At 73.1% G+C, this 18,132-nt stretch carries 14 protein-coding genes; 3 read left to right on the plus strand and 11 right to left on the minus strand.

What is annotated here, in order from left to right; genetic code table 11:
- Nucleotides 1-76: 76 nt before the first annotated feature.
- Together lipA and lipB are read right to left on the minus strand one after the other, a co-directional pair.
- Nucleotides 77-1,030 carry a lipoyl synthase gene (gene lipA, locus ACZ67M_RS04130; RefSeq protein WP_161329654.1) on the minus strand — a complete coding sequence of 318 codons (954 nt, stop codon included), beginning with the start codon at nucleotides 1,028-1,030 and terminating at the stop codon, nucleotides 77-79.
- A 155-nt stretch (nucleotides 1,031-1,185) separates the two neighbouring features.
- Entirely contained in the window at nucleotides 1,186-1,986 is an 801-nt protein-coding gene (lipB, locus tag ACZ67M_RS04135; RefSeq protein WP_385804156.1) for a lipoyl(octanoyl) transferase LipB, read from the minus strand.
- Between the two features lie 232 nt (nucleotides 1,987-2,218).
- Between lipB and ACZ67M_RS04140 the strand changes: the two genes are divergently transcribed.
- Complete coding sequence (locus ACZ67M_RS04140; protein WP_361355441.1) at nucleotides 2,219-3,685, plus strand: regulator; 1,467 nt, start codon at nucleotides 2,219-2,221, stop codon at nucleotides 3,683-3,685.
- 36 nt (nucleotides 3,686-3,721) lie between these two features.
- Here the strand turns inward: ACZ67M_RS04140 and ACZ67M_RS04145 are convergent, their stop codons facing one another.
- Both ACZ67M_RS04145 and ACZ67M_RS04150 read right to left on the minus strand, forming a co-directional pair.
- Nucleotides 3,722-5,125: an NAD(P)/FAD-dependent oxidoreductase gene (locus tag ACZ67M_RS04145; RefSeq protein WP_392009045.1), complete on the minus strand. Its 1,404-nt coding sequence runs from the start codon at nucleotides 5,123-5,125 to the stop codon at nucleotides 3,722-3,724.
- Nucleotides 5,126-5,298: 173 nt separating this feature from the next.
- Nucleotides 5,299-6,201, minus strand: coding sequence for a TIGR01777 family oxidoreductase (locus ACZ67M_RS04150; RefSeq protein ID WP_361355445.1), 903 nt, complete (start codon nucleotides 6,199-6,201; stop codon nucleotides 5,299-5,301).
- A gap of 63 nt (nucleotides 6,202-6,264) precedes the next feature.
- Between ACZ67M_RS04150 and ACZ67M_RS04155 the strand changes: the two genes are divergently transcribed.
- Nucleotides 6,265-6,789, plus strand: a complete 525-nt coding sequence (locus ACZ67M_RS04155; protein WP_385804149.1) for a GNAT family N-acetyltransferase — start codon at nucleotides 6,265-6,267, stop codon at nucleotides 6,787-6,789.
- Here the strand turns inward: ACZ67M_RS04155 and ACZ67M_RS04160 are convergent.
- On the minus strand, nucleotides 6,779-7,963 hold the full coding sequence (locus ACZ67M_RS04160) for a MarP family serine protease (RefSeq protein ID WP_469849487.1): 1,185 nt from the start codon (nucleotides 7,961-7,963) through the stop codon (nucleotides 6,779-6,781). The two genes, ACZ67M_RS04155 and ACZ67M_RS04160, sit on opposite strands and share 11 nt — an antisense overlap.
- A 146-nt stretch (nucleotides 7,964-8,109) precedes the next feature.
- Between ACZ67M_RS04160 and ACZ67M_RS04165 the strand changes: the two genes are divergently transcribed.
- Complete coding sequence (locus ACZ67M_RS04165; RefSeq protein WP_469849489.1) at nucleotides 8,110-9,009, plus strand: peptidoglycan recognition protein family protein; 900 nt, start codon at nucleotides 8,110-8,112, stop codon at nucleotides 9,007-9,009.
- Between the two features lie 35 nt (nucleotides 9,010-9,044).
- Here ACZ67M_RS04165 and ACZ67M_RS04170 read toward each other — a convergent pair whose 3' ends face one another.
- From ACZ67M_RS04170 to lpdA, 6 genes are all read right to left on the minus strand, one after another.
- Nucleotides 9,045-9,566, minus strand: a complete 522-nt coding sequence (locus ACZ67M_RS04170; RefSeq protein ID WP_361355541.1) for a DUF4240 domain-containing protein — start codon at nucleotides 9,564-9,566, stop codon at nucleotides 9,045-9,047.
- Between the two features lie 84 nt (nucleotides 9,567-9,650).
- Nucleotides 9,651-10,652 (minus strand): helix-turn-helix transcriptional regulator, encoded by a 1,002-nt coding sequence (locus ACZ67M_RS04175; RefSeq protein ID WP_392009055.1) that lies wholly within the window; start codon nucleotides 10,650-10,652, stop codon nucleotides 9,651-9,653.
- 59 nt (nucleotides 10,653-10,711) lie between these two features.
- Complete coding sequence (gene aceE / locus ACZ67M_RS04180; protein WP_361355454.1) at nucleotides 10,712-13,414, minus strand: pyruvate dehydrogenase (acetyl-transferring), homodimeric type; 2,703 nt, start codon at nucleotides 13,412-13,414, stop codon at nucleotides 10,712-10,714.
- 406 nt (nucleotides 13,415-13,820) lie between these two features.
- On the minus strand, nucleotides 13,821-14,444 hold the full coding sequence (locus ACZ67M_RS04185; RefSeq protein WP_234953874.1) for a GntR family transcriptional regulator: 624 nt from the start codon (nucleotides 14,442-14,444) through the stop codon (nucleotides 13,821-13,823).
- Between the two features lie 210 nt (nucleotides 14,445-14,654).
- A complete protein-coding gene (gene sucB, locus ACZ67M_RS04190) occupies nucleotides 14,655-16,418 on the minus strand; it encodes a 2-oxoglutarate dehydrogenase, E2 component, dihydrolipoamide succinyltransferase (protein WP_398918687.1) in 1,764 nt (587 codons plus the stop codon).
- A 63-nt stretch (nucleotides 16,419-16,481) separates the two neighbouring features.
- Nucleotides 16,482-17,870, minus strand: coding sequence for a dihydrolipoyl dehydrogenase (gene lpdA / locus ACZ67M_RS04195; protein ID WP_161330460.1), 1,389 nt, complete (start codon nucleotides 17,868-17,870; stop codon nucleotides 16,482-16,484).
- Between the last annotated feature and the right edge of the window lie 262 nt (nucleotides 17,871-18,132).

The following is an 18,132-nucleotide window of genomic DNA, read 5'->3' on the forward strand; positions in this document are numbered from 1 at the left end:
GGTGTCCTCATCTGCGAGGACGGTCGGGGCCGCGGAATCTCGGCCATTACTGGCGAGTAGGGCCTTGTGCGTGAATTCACACGGTGGCGGAGTGACGCTGCTCCATGGCCATGCCGTAGAGGCGTCCCGCTCGATACGAGGACCGGACCAGCGGGCCGGACATCACACCGGAGAAGCCGATCTGCTCGGCCTCCTCCTTCAGCTCCACGAACTCGTGCGGCTTGACCCAGCGCTCCACGGGGTGGTGGCGCACCGAGGGGCGCAGGTACTGCGTGATGGTGATCAGCTCGCAGCCGGCGCCGTGCAGCTGCTTCAGCGCCTCGCTGATCTCCTCACGGGTCTCGCCCATGCCGAGGATCAGGTTGGACTTGGTGATCAGGCCGTAGTCGCGGGCGTCGGTGAGCACCTTCAGCGAGCGCTCGTAGCGGAAGCCCGGGCGGATGCGCTTGAAGATCCGCGGGACGGTCTCGACGTTGTGCGCGAAGACCTCGGGGCGGGAGTCGAAGACCTCGCGCAGCAGTTCCGGCACCGCGTTGAAGTCGGGGGCGAGCAGCTCGACCTTGGTGCGGCCGGCCTCGCGCTCCGCCGTCTGCTGGTGGATCTGGCGCACGGTCTCGGCGTACAGCCAGGCGCCGCCGTCGGGCAGGTCGTCACGGGCGACGCCGGTGATGGTGGCGTAGTTCAGGTCCATGGTGACCACGGACTCGCCGACGCGGCGGGGCTCGTCGCGGTCGAGCGCCTCGGGCTTGCCGGTGTCGATCTGGCAGAAGTCGCAACGCCGGGTGCACTGGTCGCCGCCGATGAGGAAGGTCGCCTCGCGGTCCTCCCAGCACTCGTAGATGTTGGGACAGCCGGCTTCCTGGCAGACCGTGTGCAGGCCCTCGCCCTTCACGAGGTTCTGCATCTTCGTGTACTCGGGGCCCATTTTCGCCCGGGTCTTGATCCACTCGGGCTTGCGCTCGATGGGGGTCTGGCTGTTGCGGACCTCCAGGCGCAGCATCTTGCGTCCGTCGGGTGCGACTGCGGACACGACCGGCTCCCTAGCGTTTGATTCTTCGGCGTTCTTCAGGGTACGCCCGTTGATTTGGTGGTCGGCGTCGGCGCTGGCCTTGCCGGGGGCTGCCGCCCCCAGGCCCCCGCTCTCGGCCTGAACGGCCTCGTTCCCAAACGCCGGACGGGCTGTTTTTATGCCGCCGGCGCCTTCTCGATCACCCGGGGCTTGAGGTCCGCGTTCTCCAGGACGTCCCGCAGATGGCGCTCGGCGACCGGGAGGACCTCCTCGATGGTCACGTCGCGGCCGAGTTCGTTCGCCAGGGAGGCGACGCCCGCGTCGCGGATGCCGCACGGGATGATCCGGTCGAACCACTTGTTGTCGGGGTTCACGTTCAGCGCGAAACCGTGCATGGTGACGCCCTTGGCGACCCGGATGCCGATCGCGGCGATCTTGCGGTCCTCGCGGCGCTGGCCGGCGTTGGACGGGGCGTACTCGGGCCCGTTCATACGCGGGTCGAACTCGTCGTCCGTCAGACGGGGGTCGAAGTCCAGGGAGAGGCCGCCGAGCGCCGGACGGTGCTCGACCGGGTCGCCGAGCACCCACACCCCGCTGCGGCCCTCGACCCGGGTGGTCTCCAGGCCGAACTCCGCGCAGGTGCGGATCAGGGCCTCCTCGAGACGCCGTACGTGCGCCACCACGTCCACCGGGCGCGGGAGCTTCTGGATCGGGTAGCCGACCAGCTGGCCCGGCCCGTGCCAGGTGATCTTGCCGCCGCGGTCCACGTCGATCACGGGCGTCCCGTCCAGCGGGCGCTCGCTCTCCTCGGTGCGCCGGCCGGCGGTGTAGACCGGCGGGTGTTCGAGGAGCAGCACGGTGTCGGGGACCTCGTCGGCGAACCGCGCGGCGTGCACCCGGCGCTGCTCGTCCCACGCCTCCTGGTACTCGACGCGTTCGGCATCGAACCCCATTCGGACGAACCGCAGCTCACTCACGGCAAGTGCCTCCCTGGAAGGTCGTCAGGCACGAAGCGTGCCCAAGCCACTGTACGACCGCCCGCTCGCCGTCAGCCGGGCGGGCAATCCTCACACGATCGGATGAATGCCGCGCGAAGCCTGCGATCGGGTGCTTACTCTCCGCTACATTCACGCCGTTCACGAGGCCATAAGGGCTGCTCACAGGCGCTCCGGGCGTATCGGCCCGGAAGGCAGGAGACCGCACCGCACCATGACGGAACGACCCGCGCAGCGCACCCCCAACCGCCAGCTCGCCGCGCTCATCGCCGAAGCGGGGTTCTCGAACGCGGGTCTCGCGCGTCGCGTCGACCAGCTCGGACTCGAACACGGCCTGGACCTGAGATACGACAAGACGTCCGTCACCCGGTGGCTGCGCGGCCAGCAGCCCCGGGGCACCACCCCGGCGCTGATCGCCGAGGTCTTCACCCGGCGCCTGGGCCGCCGCCTCACCGCCCAGGACCTCGGCCTGGACGCCTGCGCGCCGGTCTACGCCGGGCTGGAGTTCGCCGGGAGCCCCGACGAGGCCGTCGACATCGTCGGCGGCCTGTGGCGCAAGGACTCCGGCAGCCACGCCGAACTGCGGAAGATCGCCTTCACCCCGGCCGGGCTCGTCGTGCCCAGCCGCGACTGGCTGATCGGCCGCGCCGACGAGAGGGTGGCCCGCGCCGAGGTGCCCCTCCGCATCCCGGCGCAGGGCCGCCCGGCGACTCCCCGGCTCCCGGCCGTCCCCCTCGAACCGTCCCGGCGCAGGGCCCCGGCCGAGCGCGGCCCCGGCCAGAAGGTCACCGGCGGCGACCTCGCCGCGCTGCGCTCGGTCGGCGAGCTGTTCCGCAGCCTGGACGACCGGTACGGCGGTGGGCACGCCAGGCAGGCGCTGGTGCGGTACCTGGAGCACGAGCTGGAGCCGATGCTGCGCGGCACCTACGGCGAGCAGACCGGCCGGCGCCTGTTCGCCGCCGCCGCGGACCTCACCCGGCTCGCGGGCTGGACGTCGTACGACATCGCCGCGCACGGTCTCGCGCAGCGCTACTTCGTGCAGGCGCTGCGGCTGTCGCAGGCGGCGGGCGACCGGGCGTACGGCTCGTACGTGCTGGTCACGATGAGCCGCCAGGCCGTCTACCTGGGCCACGGGCGCGAGGCCGTGCAGCTCGCGCGGGTGGCTCAGCAGGGCGTCGGGACCTCCGCGCCGCCGGTGGTGCAGACGCTGCTGCACGCCGCCGAGGCGCGGGCGCACGGTCTGCTCGGGGAGGTGCGGGCCTGCACCGCAGCGCTGGTGCGCGCCGAGCGGGCGCTGGAGGCCGCGCGGCCGGGCGACGAGGTGCCGCACTGGGCGCGCTTCTTCGACGAGGCGCAGCTCGCCGACGAGTTCGGCCACTGCCACCGCGACCTCCAGCAGTTCCGCGCCGCCGCCCAGCACGCGGAACGCTCGCTCCAGCTGCGCGCCCCCGTCTACGCCCGCAGCCGCCTGTTCTGCCGCGTCGTCCTCGCCACCGCCCGCCTCGGCCTCGGCGAACTCGACCAGGCCTGCCAGCTGGCCGCCGAGGCGGCCGGGCAGGCGGCCGAGATGCGCTCGGTCCGCGCCGCGGAGTACGTCCGCGACTTCGAACGCCGCCTGGAGCCGTACCGGGACGCAGCCCCGGCACGCGGGTACCGCGACAAGGTCGCCGCGCTGAACTGACCACCCGGCCACCGGGCCTGTCCGACCGGACAGGCCCTACGCCGCCCGCGCCGCCCGCACCGACTCCGCCGAGTGCATCGGCCGGCCCGCGCCCAGGTCCGTCAGGACGGCCGCCGAGGCGCGGTGGCCCGAGTGGAGGGCGCCCTGGACGGTGCTGGTGTCGCGGTGGTCGCCGCAGACGTAGAGACCGGCCAGGAGCCGCACGGGGCGGCGTGGGTCGTGCGGGGGGCGCATCGCGGGGACCGCCTCGGGCGTGTGGTGCACGGCGAGGGTCTCCCAGCGGGTGGTGGAGGTGCCGTAGAGGCGGGACAGGTGGATGCGGACGGCGGTGTCCACGTCGGACGGGGGCGGGCCGAGGACCACCGAGGAGACCAGGGCGCGACCGGCCGGTGCCCTGGTCGGGTCCACGTGGCTGACCACCGCCGTGTGGGCGACCGGACCGCCCCGGTCGGCGTCGAGCAGCAGGGACGTACCGGTCGTCGGGGGGTCGTCGGTGGTGTGGTGCACCACCGTCACGGGATGGAAGTCCGGCACCCGCAGTCCCGGCAGCAGCGCGGCCGCCGCGCGGGCGTCCGTCGCCACCAGGACGGCACGGCAGCGGATCACCCCGTGCTCCGCGGTGGTCACGGCGTTGGTGGCGACCGCGGTGACCCGGACGCCGGTGTGCACGGTGCCCGGCGGCAGGGAGCGGGCCAGGTGCTCGGGCAGGGCCTCGGCGCCGCCCTCGGGCAGGGCCAGCCGTCCGCCGGCGAAGGCGCGCAGCGCGAGGTCCGCGCACCGGCTGGAGGTCGTGAGGTCCGGGTCGCACAGCAGGGCGGCGAGCAGCGGACGCAGGAAGCCGTCCACCGTCCGCGCGGGCACTCCGCGCGCGGCCAGGGCCCGGGCGGCGGGCAGCTCCGGGCGGGCCAGCAGCCGCTCCACCGGGGTGCCCGCGAGCCGCGACAGCGCGGCGCCGAGCCGGGCCTGGTCGACGGCGGTACCGAGCGGCGCGCCGGCCCGGACGCGGGGCGTGGGCGCGGGCCTGCCGTAGCCCCTGGGAGGGCCGGCCGCGCGCCGGGGCGCGGGGATCGACCGAGGGGCGCTCGCGAGGGCGCGCACCGCGTGAAGTGCGCCCCTTGCGCCCCGTACACCCGCCGGGGCGCCCGCGCGGTGGTGCCTGCCCTCGCTGTGCAGCAGGACCCCGGGGGCGAAGGGCAGCAGCGCGAGGCCGTCGAGCCCTGGGGTGCGGCGCAGTTCGGGATAGGCCGTGGACAGCAGCTGTCCGATTCTGTCGAGCCGGAATCCGTCGACCTTCTCGGTCGCCTGCCTGCCGCCCACCGCATGGGCGGCCTCCAGGACCGTGGTCGTCACTCCTGCGCTGGTCAGCCGATGCGCCGCGGCGAGTCCGGCGATCCCGGCCCCCACGACGACGACGTCCGCCTGGTACGCGGGCTCAAGCACGTGCCCCTCCTCGAGGTTGCGCGGCCGCTGGAGACGTCATGCCCCCAACCGCCTTGAGGGATACCCGAGTTCGAGACGAGGTTAGGTCCAGAAATCGTCAAGAGGAGTCGCGCAGGGACAGGGCACGGTCGCACGGCGGTCGCATAGCGGCGCCAAGTGGTCACATCCGCACCTCACAGCGCCGCCCGGATCGCCCCGTCGATCTCCGGGAACGCGAACCGGAACCCCGATTCCTGAAGGCGGCCCGGCAGGACCCGGGCGCTGCCCAGGACGTCGCCGGCCATCTCGCCGAGCGCCGCGCGCAGCACCGGCGCGGGCACCGGGAAGGGCGTCGGGCGGTGCAGCACCCGGCCCATGGCCACGGTGATCTCACGGTTCGTCAGCGGCTGCGGGGCCGTCAGGTTGAACGGCCCCGACAGGTCCTCGTGGTCCAGCAGGTGCCGGATCGCCGCCACCTCGTCGTGCAGCGCCACGAAGGACCAGTACTGGGACCCGTCGCCCAGCCGTCCGCCGAGCCCGGCCTTGAACAGCGGGAAGAGCCGCCCCCAGGCCCCGCCGCCGCTCGAGACGACCAGCCCCGTCCGGGTGAAGACGGTCCGCACGCCCGCCTCCTGGGCGGGCGCCGCCGCGGCCTCCCACTCCACGCACAGGGCCGGCAGGAAGCCCTCACCGGCGGGCGCGCTCTCGTCCACGGCCCGGTCGCCGGTCTCCCCGTAGTAGCCGATCGCGCTGCCGTTCACGAAGACCCGCGGCGGCCGTTCCATCGCCGCGACGGCCTCGGCGAGCGCCGTCGTGCCGTGTACGCGGCTGCTGCGGATGCGTGTCTTGTACGCGTCGGTCCAGCGGCGGTCGCCCACCCCGGCGCCGGCCAGGTTGACCACGGCGTCGCAGCCCGCGAGCCCGGCCGCGTCCACCCGCCCGTTCTCCGGGTCCCAGCGGACCTCGTCCGGGCCGCTGGGCGTACGGCGTACCAGCCGCACCACCTCGTGTCCGTCCGCGGTCAGGGACCGCACCAGGGCGCTGCCGATGAGACCGGACGCGCCGGCCACCACGATGCGGGAACGTTCCAAGTCCATGCGCCCATCCTGCCGGGTGGGCCGGGAAAAGCGGCGGACCGGTGCCCGCGTCCGCGTCGTACAGTGACCGTCATGCCAGCTCCGCACATACGTCCCGCCAGGTCCGACGACGAGGAGCCGCTGCGCCGGCTCGACCGCGACACCTGGTCGCTCCTGCACGCCGTCTCACCCCCGCCGGGACCGGACGACCCCTTCTTCCGGCCGCACTCGGGCCCGGACGACCACATCGTGGCCGAGCTGGACGGCGTCGTCGCGGGCTATGTCCGTCTCGGCTTCCCGACGCCACTGGCCGCCAACGCCCACGTACGCCAGATCCGCGGTCTCGCCGTCGCCGGCACGGCCCGCGGGTGCGGCGTCGGCCGCGCGCTGGTCCGCGCCGCCGTCGAGGAGGCCCGCCGCCTCGGGGCCCGCCGCATCACCCTGCGCGTCCTCGGCCACAACACGGCCGCCCGCAAGCTCTACGAGTCCGAGGGCTTCGTCGTCGAGGGGGTGCAGCCCGAGGAGTTCTACCTCGGCGGCGCCTACGTGGACGACGTGACGATGGGCCGGTTCCTGACCGAGCGGGAGCCGTCGCCGGTCACGACGTGACCGGTTCGCCCGTGTCCACCGCCTCCGTCGCGTCCGCGGCACGCTCCGCGTCGGCGGCCACCTCGGCCGCCGTCAGCACGTAACCGGTCCCCGCGTCGGAGGTGGAGCGGGCGAACACCACGCCGTACACCCGGCCGTCGGTGGTCAGCAGCGGTCCGCCCGAGTTGCCGGGGCGGACCGTGGAGCGGATCGAGTAGATCTCCCGGGTGACGTTCGCGTCGCTGTAGATGTTCTGCCCGGTCGCCCGCGTCCGGCTCGCCACCGTCGCCGCCCGCAGGTCCAGGTCGCCGTCCTGCGGGTAGCCCGCCACCACCGCGGGGTCCCCGCGCTCCGCGTCGTCGTCGAACCGCAGGACGGGCGCGGACAGGTCAGGGACGTACAGCACGGCCACGTCCTTGCCCGGGTCGAACAGCACCACGCGCGCCTGGTACGACGGGCCCACCCCGCCGATCCGCACGGTCGGGTCGTCGATGCCGGCCACCACGTGGGCGTTGGTCATCACCCGCTCCGGCGCGAAGACGAAGCCGCTGCCCTCCCGGCCCTGGGTGCCCGCGACGCCCTCCACCTTCACCGTGCTGCGCTGGGCCGCCCGGGTCGCGGCCGGCGTCACGCTGTCCCCGGACGGCTCGGCGACCCGCGCCGTCGCCTCGTTCTCGAACGGGTTGAAGACCTGCGGGAACCCGGCCTCGGTCAGCGCGGACGTCGCCCCCGAGAACCACGCGGGCGTGGTGTCCGGCATCGCCCGCTGTACGGCGCCCAGCAGCGTCGAGTCCCGGATCGCCGAGGTGAGCAGCGAGGACGAGGACGCCGCGAGCACGCTGGCAGCCACCCACGCCACGATCAACGCCGCCACCGCGTTCGCCGCCGCCCCGCCGACCCCGTCGGCCACCCTGAGCGGGCCCGCGTCCAGCTCCCGGCGCAGCCGCAGCGCCAGCCGCCCCGCGAGCTCGTGCACGACGATCGCCGGCAGCAGCACCGTGACCACCGCGAGCACCGTCGTCGACGTCGAGCCCGGCGTCACGAGATCCGTCACCCAGGGCAGGATCCACACGCCGAGCGCCGCACCGCCCACGAAACCGGCCAGCGAGACACAGCCGGCCACCAGGCCGCGCCGGTATCCGGACGCGGCGTAGGCCAGCACCACCAGCACCAGCAGAACGTCGAGCAGGTCCACGCGAGCCGCCTTTCCACCACCGGACCCCGGGAACCCTCAGTACGTGCCGTACGGCCCCGATGATCAGACTCTGCCGCGCGACCGACCGGAAACGGTCACCCGAGCGAGCATGTGCGATCAACCGGAAAACGTCGTGGACCGGGACGATGGTTCCACCAGGTGGCACAGCACACATCGCGGGCGGACCCGATCCGCCGGACAGTGGGACCATGCGTCCCCTGAGACCACGCGGGGCCCGGGAGCGGCGTACCGTTCCCGCACCGGATGCCGCCCGCGCCTCCACCACCGGTGCGGCCGGGATGCCGCGTGCGCTGCGGGCCGCCCTCGGCGCGCTGCCCGGCCTGGCCGCCGTCGCCGCGCTGTTCCTCTGCGCCAACGGGGTCGAACAGGCGGCGACCACACGGGCCAGTCCCGTCGCCGCCGACCGGCACTCCGCGCCCCGGCCGGCCATCGTGCCCAGGTCGGCCTGGCTGGGCGGGGCCGCCCGCGACCAGCCCGCCCCGCGCTACGACGACAAGATCCTCGCCGTCTTCGTCCACCACACGGACACGCCGAACGACTACGACTGCGCCGACGTGCCGGGCATCCTGCGCGGCGTGTACATGGGCCAGACCGGCGCCCGGGACTGGGACGACATCGGCTACAACTTCATCGTCGACCGCTGCGGCACCGTCTACGAGGGCCGCGCCGGCGGCGCCGACCGCCCCGTCACCGGCGCCCACACCCAGGGCTTCAACCACCGCACCACCGGCATCGCCGCCCTCGGCACCTTCACCGCGGGCGTGCCCGTGCCGGACGCGCTCACCGACGCGATCGCCGCCGTGGCCGCCTGGAAGCTCGGCGAGACCGACACCGACCCGCGCGCGAAGGTCGCCCTGGTCTCCAGCAACGGGCTCAGCCGCTACGCCGCGGGCGCCACGGCGACCCTGCCCGCCGTCGCGGGCCACGACGACGGCTACCAGACCAGCTGCCCGGGCGCCGCCCTCTCGGACCGCCTCCCGGAGATCCGCCGGACCGCGGCACGTCTCCAGGGCCGCACGGCCTGAACCGCGGCCTCACGGGCCCGGCGGACGCCGCCGGGTCACTCCGGGCCGAACCGCTCCCACAGGCGGGGGAGGCGTGCGGCGAGGGCCTGGTTGCTCTCCAGGTCGATCGCGGTGCCCAGCGGCTCCGCGGGGGCGGGGGCGATGCCGAGGTCGGGCGCGACGGTGCCGGTGAGCTGCTCGTAGGCCTCGTCGGCCGCGTAGCCCAGCTCCTCCCCGTCGCCGTCCAGCTCCTCGTCGAAGTCGTCCAGCAGTTCGGCGAGCGAGTCGGGTTCGTGCACCGCGCCCTCGTACACCTCGCGGCCCTGGCCGATCAGCCAGCAGCGGAAGAAGTCGAAGGCGTCGTCGCTGGCACCGCCCAGCAGCACCCACGCCGCGGCCCACAGGTCCCAGGTGCAGGCGCGGTTGTAGCGGGCCTCGAAGTGGCGGGCGAAGTCGAGCACGAGGTCCGGGTCCATGGTGAGCAGCCGGTCCACCAGCAGGTCGGCCTGGTCCTCGGGATCGCCGTCGGCGCCCTGCCGGGCGGCGTCGATCAGCTCCCAGAACTCCGTCTCGTCCATCACGGGTCCAGCATCGGCCCTGCGGGGGTGCCACGCACGTGGAGTGCGGCGGATCGTTATGCGGGAATCGCCGCGCGGGAACGGTCAGCCGCCGTCCGGCCCCGCACCGGCGTACAGCCCCGCGAGCCGTAGGGCGTCCCGGGCGAACCGGTCCCGCAGCCCCTCCGGCGCCAGCACCTCCACCTCCGCACCCAGCCCCGTCAGCTGAGTGTGCGCGACCTCCTCCGACTCCACCGGCAGCGACACCGTCACCCACCCGTCCGCGTCCGGCCCCTCGGCCGCCGCCAGCGCCTCCCGGGCCGACAGCGTGTCCACCACGTGCGGGAGCCCGCGCACGCCCCGCTCCGACAGCCGCACCACGACCCGCGCCCGCAGGATGGACCGCGCGAACTGCTCGGCCCGCTCCGCCCAGAACGCGGGCAGGTCGAAGTCGTCGTCCCGCGCGAAACGCTCCTCGCCCGGCTCCACCGCCGTGAACCGGTCGATCCGGTACACCCGGTACGGCCCGCCGTCCGCCTCCCTCCCGACCCGCGCGCACAGGTACCAGACTCCCGCCTTCAGGACGAGGCCGTACGGCTCCAGCTCCCGCACCACCTCGTCCCGCGCACGCCGGTAGCGCGCCGTGATCCGCCGGTCGTCCCAGACCGCGTCCGCGACCGCCGGCAGCAGCTCGGGCGTGCGGGGCTCGCGGAACCAGTTCGGCGCGTCCAGATGGAAGCGCTGCGCCGCGGTACGGGAGGCGTCCCGCAGCGACGGGAGCAGCGCCGCCGACACCTTCAGCCGGGCCGCCGAGGCCGCGTCCTCCAGGCCCATCTCGCGCAGCGCGCCCGGCACCCCGGACAGGAACAGCGCCTCGGCCTCGCCCCGGGCCAGCCCGGTCAGCCGCGTCCGGTAGCCGCCGATCAGCCGGTAGCCCCCGGCCCGCCCGCGCTCGGCGTACACCGGGACCCCGGCCTCCGACAGCGCCTGCGCGTCCCGCGTCACGGTCCGCTCGGAGACCTCCAGCTCCCGGGCCAGCTCGGCGGCGGTCATGGCCGGGCGGGACTGGAGGAGCAGCACCATCTTGATGAGGCGGGCAGCGCGCATCCCCACATCATGCAGGAGGCCCCCGCCGCGGCGGGGGCCTCCTTCGGGTCATGCCCGGCTTACAGGCCGTAGCGCTCGCGCGCCTCCTTCACGGCCGTCGCCTTGACCTCGCCGCGCCGGGCGAGCTGGGCCAGGGCCGCGACCACGATGGACTCGGCGTCGACACCGAAGTGCCGGCGGGCCGCGTCACGGGTGTCCGAGAGGCCGAAGCCGTCGGCACCGAGCGACGAGTAGTCCTGCTCGACCCACTGCGCGATCTGGTCCGGGACCTGGCGCATGTAGTCGGAGACCGCGAGGACCGGGCCCTCGGCGCCCTGGAGCGCGCGGCGGACGTACGGCACCCGCTCCTCGCCGCGCAGCAGCGCCTCGTCGGCGTCCATCGCGTCCCGGCGCAGCTCCGTCCAGGAGGTCGCGGACCACACGTCGGCGGCCACGCCCCACTCCTCGGCGAGCAGCCGCTGCGCCTTGAGCGCCCAGTGGATCGCCGTACCGGAGGACAGGAGCTGGAGCCGCGGGGCGTTCGCCGCCGGGGTCAGGCCCGCCGACTCCGCCGTGTTGAAGCGGTACAGGCCCTTGACGATGCCCTCGTCCACACCGGCGCCGGACGGCTTGGCCGGCTGCGGCATCGGCTCGTTGTAGACGGTCAGGTAGTAGAAGACGTTCGGGTCCTCGCCCGGGGCCGCCTCGCCGTACATCCGGCGCAGACCGTCCTTGACGATCGCCGCGACCTCGTACGCGAAGGCCGGGTCGTACGTCATCGCGGCCGGGTTGGTCGCCGCGATGGCCGGGGAGTGGCCGTCCGCGTGCTGGAGGCCCTCACCGGTCAGCGTGGTCCGGCCGGCCGTGGCGCCGACCAGGAACCCGCGGCCGAGCTGGTCGCCGAGCTGCCACATCTGGTCGGCCGTGCGCTGCCAGCCGAACATCGAGTAGAAGATGTAGAACGGGATCATCGTCTCGCCGTGCGTCGCGTACGACGTCGACGCGGCGATGAAGTCGGCCATCGAACCGGCCTCGGTGATCCCCTCGTTGAGGATCTGGCCGTTCTTGGCCTCCTTGTAGTACATCAGCTGGTCGCGGTCGACCGGCTCGTACGTCTGGCCCTTGGGGGAGTAGATCCCGAGGGACGGGAAGAGGCTCTCCATGCCGAAGGTGCGCGCCTCGTCGGGGACGATCGGCACCCAGCGCTTGCCGGTCTCCTTGTCGCGGACCAGGTCCTTGACCAGGCGGACGAAGGCCATGGTGGTGGCCACGCTCTGCGAGCCGGAGCCCTTGTCGAAGGAGGCGAACGCCTTCTCGGCGGGCGCGGGCAGCGGCGCGACCGGGTGCACGCGGCGGGCCGGGGCCGGACCGCCGAGGGCGGCGCGGCGCTCCTGGAGGTAGCGGACCTCGGGGGAGTCGGCGCCGGGGTGGCCGTAGGGGACCACGCCGTCGGTGAAGTCGCTGTCCTTGATCGGCAGACCGAGCAGGTCGCGCATGTCCTTGAACTCGTCCACCGAGAGCTTCTTCATCTGGTGGTTGGCGTTCTTGGAGGCGAAGCCGGTGCCGAGGGTGTGGCCCTTGACCGTCTGGGCCAGGATCACGGTCGGCGCGCCCTTGTGGGCGAGCGCGGCCCGGTAGGCGGCGTAGACCTTGCGGGACTCGTGGCCGCCGCGCGAGTAGTGGAAACACTCGAGGATCTTGTCGTCGGACAGCAGCTTCGCCATCGCGGCGAGCTCCGGGTCCTTGCCGAAGAAGTCCTCGCGGATGTAGGCGGCGTCGCGCGTCTGGTACGTCTGCACCTGCGCGTCGGGTACCTCGCGCAGGCGGCGTACGAGCGCGCCGTTCGTGTCGAGCTGGAACAGCTCGTCCCACGCCGTGCCCCACAGGCTCTTGACGACGTTCCAGCCGGCGCCGCGGAACTGGGCCTCCAGCTCCTGCACGATCTTGAAGTTGGCGCGGACCGGACCGTCGAGGCGCTGCAGGTTGCAGTTGATGACGAAGGTCAGGTTGTCCAGGCCCTCGCGGGAGGCGAGGGTGAGCGCGGTGGTGGACTCCGGCTCGTCCATCTCGCCGTCGCCGAGGAACGCCCACACGTGGGAGTTGGTCAGGTCCTTGATGCCGCGGCTGGTCAGGTAGCGGTTGAACCGCGCCTGGTAGATCGCGGAGATCGGCCCGAGGCCCATGGAGACGGTGGGGAACTCCCACAGCCAGGGCAGGCGGCGCGGGTGCGGGTAGGACGGCAGCCCGTTGCCGCCGGCCTCGCGCCGGAAGTTGTCGAGGTGGTCCTCGGTCAGCCGGCCGTCGAGGAAGGCGCGGGCGTAGATGCCGGGGGAGGCGTGGCCCTGGACGTAGAGCTGGTCGCCGGAGCCGTCACCCTCCTTGCCCTTGAAGAAGTGGTTGAAGCCGGTCTCGTACAGCCAGGCCGCGGAGGCGAAGGTGGCGATGTGGCCGCCGACGCCGTGCTTGCTGCCGCGGGTCACCATGGCGGCCGCGTTCCAGCGGTTCCAGGCGGTGATCCGCTGCTCCAGGTCCTCGTCGCCGTCCACAGCGGGCTCGTCGGCGGTCGGGATGGAGTTGACGTAGTCCGTCTCGAGCAGCTTCGGCAGCGCCAGGCCGGCGCCCTCGGCGCGCTCCAGGGTGCGGCGCATCAAGTACGCGGCACGGTGCGGCCCGGCCGCCTTGGTGACGGCGTCCAGGGAGGCCTGCCACTCGGCGGTCTCCTCGGGGTCGCGGTCCGGGAGCTGGTCGAGCTCGCTCGGCTGGATGGCTTTGGGGTCGGTCATGTCGCCGCCTTCCTCAGTCGAAGGGGGTTCCCTCATCGGCAAGGGTTCGGGGGTGCCCTAGGTCTTTGGCAGGACAGGGCGTGGGGCTCGGGTGGAAGCCCGTCCGTGACTGTAACTCCCTGATCGATGATCGATCAAAGGGTTGAGGGGCAAAACCTCTTGATTACGAGAAAGTCGGCACGGGGTGCCTTCGGCGATGGCACGGAGTGACCTTGTGCGGGTGGGTGTTTGTGCAGGTGAGCGCGGTAGGGCTCGGGTGGTTGCGGTGTCTTCGGCGGCTGCCGGCGCGTCGTGGCTGTTCGCGCAGTTCCCCGCGCCCCTGAAGGGGCGCGGGGAACTGCGCGAACGGGGGTCTGGGGGCGGAGCCCCCAGGGGCGGGAAGGGTAGGGGCGGCGGGGGCGAGGAACTACGCCCGGGGCGCGCAGCCCAACACGTGAGCCTTGACGATCTCCGGGATCCGGGGGTCCCGGCGGCGGAAGGCCGCGACCAGCTCCTCGTGCTCCTCCGCGTACGACTGCTGCACCGTGCCCAGCCACCGTATCGACAGGGCCGTGAAGACCTCGATGCCCAGCCCCTCCCACGTGTGCAGCAGCACCGAGTTGCCCGCCGCGCGGACCAGCTCGCGGTGGAAGCCCACCGTGTGCCGCACCTGGCCCGTCCCGTCGGAGACCCGGTCGGCCTCGTACAGCGCCGCGACGTGCGGCTCCAGGGCCGAGCAGTCCAGGGCGAGCCGGTCCGCCGCCAGCTCGGCCGCGATGGCCTCCAGACCGGCCCGGACGGGGTAGCTCTCCTCCAGGTCGGCGGCGGTCAGGTTCCGCACCCGCACGCCCTTGTTCGGCGCCGACTCGATCAGCCGCAGCGACTCCAGCTCCCGCAGCGCCTCCCGCACCGGCGTCTGGCTGACCTCCAGCTCGGTGGCGATCCGGCGCTCCACGATCCGCTCGCCCGGCTGCCAGCGCCCGCTGATGATCCCTTCCAGGATGTGCTCGCGGATCTGTTCGCGCAGCGAGTGGACGACGGGCGCGGTCATGGGAGCTCCTTCGGGAGGGGTCCGTTCGGCCCCCTGGGGCGTTTGACGTTGAGTAACAATACGGCCGTCGCGGCGGGCGGGAAGGGTGCACGGGGGCGCTTCGGCGCAGGTGAGACGAGACTTACACAGCGTTCCCCGCCCGGAACACGGCGATGCCCCCGCCCGGAGGGATTCCGGGCGGGGGCACCGTACAGGCGCACTGACGAGGGACTACAGGCCGAGCTCGACCTCGAACTCGCCGGCCTCCAGGATCGCCTTGACCGCCGTCAGGTAGCGGGCGGCGTCGGCGCCGTCCACCAGGCGGTGGTCGTAGGACAGGGTCAGGAACGTCATGTCGCGGATGCCGATGACGGGACCCTCCTCCGTCTCGACGACGGCCGGACGCTTGACCGTGGCGCCGATGCCGAGGATGGCGACCTGGCCCGGCGGCACGATGATCGTGTCGAACAGCGCGCCGCGCGAACCGGTGTTGCTGATGGTGAAGGTCGCACCGGCCAGCTCGTCCGGGCTGATCTTGCTGGCCCGCACCTTGCCCGCCAGGTCGGCGGTCGCCTTGGCGATGCCGGCCAGGTTGAGGTCACCGGCGTTCTTGATGACCGGGGTCATCAGGCCCTTCTCGGAGTCCACCGCGATACCGATGTTCTCGGTGTCGAAGTAGGTGATGGTCCCCTCGGCCTCGTTGATCTTGGCGTTGATCGGCGCGTGCGCCTTCAGCGCCTGGGCGGCGGCCCGCACGAAGAACGGCATCGGCGAGAGCTTGACGCCCTCACGGGCCGCGAACGCGTCCTTGGCCCGGCCGCGCAGCTTCATCAGGCGGGTGACGTCGACCTCGACGACCGACGACAGCTGGGCCTGCTCGTGCAGCGCCTTGACCATGTTGTCGCCGATGACCTTGCGGATGCGGGGCATCTTGACGGTCTGGCCGCGCAGCGGGGAGGCCTCCAGGGTGGGGGCCTTCTTCGCGGCGGTGGCCGGGGCGGCAGCGGCGGGCGCCGGAGCGGCGGCCTTCGCGGCCTCGGCGGCGGCGATGACGTCCTGCTTGCGGATGCGGCCGCCGACGCCGGTGCCCTTGACGGTGGACAGGTCGACGCCGTTCTCGGCGGCGAGCTTGCGCACCAGCGGGGTGACGTAGGCGCCGTCGTCCGCCGGCTGGGCGGCGGCCGGAGCGGCCGGGGCGGCAGCCGGAGCCGGGGCGGCCGGCTGCGGGGCGGGAGCCGGGGGCGCCTGCGGGGCCGGAGCGGCCGGAGCCGGGGCGGCCTGCGCGGGAGCCGGAGCCGGAGCCGGGGTGGGCTCGGGCTTGGCCGGGGCCTCCTGGGCCGGAGCCTCCTGGGCGGGGGCGGCGGCCGGAGCGGCACCCGCCTCGCCGATGACGGCGAGCTTGGCGCCGACCTCGGCGGTCTCGTCCTCGCCGACCACGATCTCCAGCAGGGTGCCGGACGCGGGGGCGGGGATCTCGGTGTCGACCTTGTCGGTGGACACCTCGAGCAGCGGCTCGTCGGCCTCGACGCTGTCACCGACCGACTTCAGCCAGCGGGTGACGGTGCCCTCGGTGACGGACTCGCCGAGCGCGGGCAGGACGACGTCCGTGCCCTCGGCGGAACCGCCGCCGGACTGCTCGGCGCTCGGCGCGGGCGCCGGGGCGGCCTGCTCGGTGGACGGGGCGGCAGCGGCGGGCTCGGGGGCCGGCTCGGCGGCCTGCTCGGCCTGCGGGGCCTGCTCGGCGGCCGGGGCGCCGGTGCCGTCGTCGATCAGCGCCAGCTCGGCGCCGACCTCGACGGTCTCGTCCTCGGCGACCTTGATGGAGGACAGCACGCCCGACGCGGGCGCCGGGATCTCGGTGTCGACCTTGTCGGTCGAGACCTCGAGCAACGGCTCGTCGGCCTCGACGCGCTCACCCTCGGCCTTCAGCCAACGGGTGACGGTGCCCTCGGTGACGCTCTCGCCGAGCGCCGGAAGGGTTACGGAAACCGCCATGGTTTCGGTTGCTCCTTACGAATTGCGGAAGTCTGTGTCGTCGCGCCCAATGACCGAGGGAGGTCAGTCGTGGGAGTGCAGCGGCTTGCCGGCCAGCGCCAGGTGCGCCTCGCCCATCGCCTCGTTCTGCGTCGGGTGGGCGTGGATGAGCTGGGCCACCTCGGCCGGCAGCGCCTCCCAGTTGTAGATCAGCTGGGCTTCGCCGACCTGCTCGCCCATGCGGTCGCCGACCATGTGGACGCCGACCACGGCACCGTCCTTGACCTGCACGAGCTTGATCTCGCCCGCGGTCTTGAGGATCTTGCTCTTGCCGTTGCCGGCCAGGTTGTACTTCAGGGCGACGACCTTGTCCGCGCCGTAGATCTCCTTGGCCTTGGCCTCGGTGATGCCCACGGAGGCGACCTCCGGGTGGCAGTACGTCACCCGCGGCACGCCGTCGTAGTCGACCGGGACGGTCTTCAGGCCGGCGAGCCGCTCCGCCACCAGGATGCCCTCGGCGAAGCCGACGTGCGCGAGCTGGAGGGTGGGGGCGAGGTCACCGACGGCGGAGATGGTCGGGACGTTGGTCCGCATGTACTCGTCGACGAGGACGAAGCCGCGGTCCATGGCGACCCCGGCCTCCTCGTAGCCCAGGCCCTGGGAGACCGGGCCGCGGCCGATGGCGACGAGCAGGACCTCGGCCTCGAACTCCTTGCCGTCGGCGAGGGTGACCTTGACGCCGTCCTGGGTGTACTCGGCCTTCTCGAAGAAGGTGCCCAGGTTGAACTTGATGCCGCGCTTGCGGAAGGCGCGCTCCAGCAGCTTGGAGCTGTTCTCGTCCTCGACCGGGACGAGGTGCTTGAGGCCCTCGATGATCGTGACGTCGGCGCCGAAGGACTTCCACGCGGAGGCGAACTCGACGCCGATGACGCCGCCGCCCAGCACGATCGCGGACTTCGGCACGCGGTCGAGCTTGAGGGCGTGGTCGGACGAGATGATCCGCTCGCCGTCGATGTCCAGGCCGGGCAGCGACTTCGGCACGGAGCCGGTCGCCAGCAGCACGTGCCGGCCCTGGACCCGCTGACCGTTCACATCCACGGAGGTCGGCGAGGACAGCCGGCCCTCGCCCTCGATGTAGGTCACCTTGCGCGAGGCGATCAGACCCTGCAGGCCCTTGTAGAGGCCCGAGATCACGTCGTCCTTGTACTTGTGGACGGCCGCCATGTCGATGCCCTCGAAGGTGGCCTTCACACCGAACTGCTCGCTCTCGCGGGCCTGGTCGGCGATCTCGCCCGCGTGCAGCAGGGCCTTCGTAGGAATGCAGCCGTTGTGCAGGCAGGTACCGCCGACCTTGCCCTTCTCGATCAGGGCGACGTCCAGGCCCAGCTGCGCCCCGCGCAGGGCCGCGGCGTAACCACCGCTGCCACCGCCGAGGATCACTAGGTCGAAAACGGTGCTGGCGTCGTTCGCCACGTCACGTCCTCCATGCATGTGCGCCACGCCGGTCTCCAGTGACCGGTCGGCGGCTGGTGTCCGGCCGCTCATTGTTCTCGGCCCTTGGGTGGGCCCTGTCCTGCCGGGCTCCATCTTCGCACTTGTGAGAGGCGAACGAGACGTGGGGCCGGGGTGTGAGACGCCCCACGTTCCCGTGAGGGGAATGGCCGGCTTACTTGTCACCGACGGCACGGCAGTGCCGCCAGGGGCGCGGGGAACTGCGCGACGAGCCACGACGGAC

Source organism: Streptomyces sp. NPDC107500 (assembly GCF_055582785.1).

What these genes read in the sequence shown, in the direction of transcription:
- ACZ67M_RS04140 (WP_361355441.1), top strand. Translation starts at nt 2,219, where the DNA reads ATGACGGAACGACCCGCGCAGCGCACCCCCAACCGCCAGCTCGCCGCG.
- ACZ67M_RS04150 (WP_361355445.1), bottom strand. Translation starts at nt 6,201, where the DNA reads ATGGACTTGGAACGTTCCCGCATCGTGGTGGCCGGCGCGTCCGGTCTC.
- ACZ67M_RS04165 (WP_469849489.1), top strand. Translation starts at nt 8,110, where the DNA reads ATGGTTCCACCAGGTGGCACAGCACACATCGCGGGCGGACCCGATCCG.
- ACZ67M_RS04170 (WP_361355541.1), bottom strand. Translation starts at nt 9,566, where the DNA reads ATGGACGAGACGGAGTTCTGGGAGCTGATCGACGCCGCCCGGCAGGGC.
- ACZ67M_RS04175 (WP_392009055.1), bottom strand. Translation starts at nt 10,652, where the DNA reads ATGCGCGCTGCCCGCCTCATCAAGATGGTGCTGCTCCTCCAGTCCCGC.
- aceE (WP_361355454.1), bottom strand. Translation starts at nt 13,414, where the DNA reads ATGACCGACCCCAAAGCCATCCAGCCGAGCGAGCTCGACCAGCTCCCG.
- ACZ67M_RS04185 (WP_234953874.1), bottom strand. Translation starts at nt 14,444, where the DNA reads ATGACCGCGCCCGTCGTCCACTCGCTGCGCGAACAGATCCGCGAGCAC.
- sucB (WP_398918687.1), bottom strand. Translation starts at nt 16,418, where the DNA reads ATGGCGGTTTCCGTAACCCTTCCGGCGCTCGGCGAGAGCGTCACCGAG.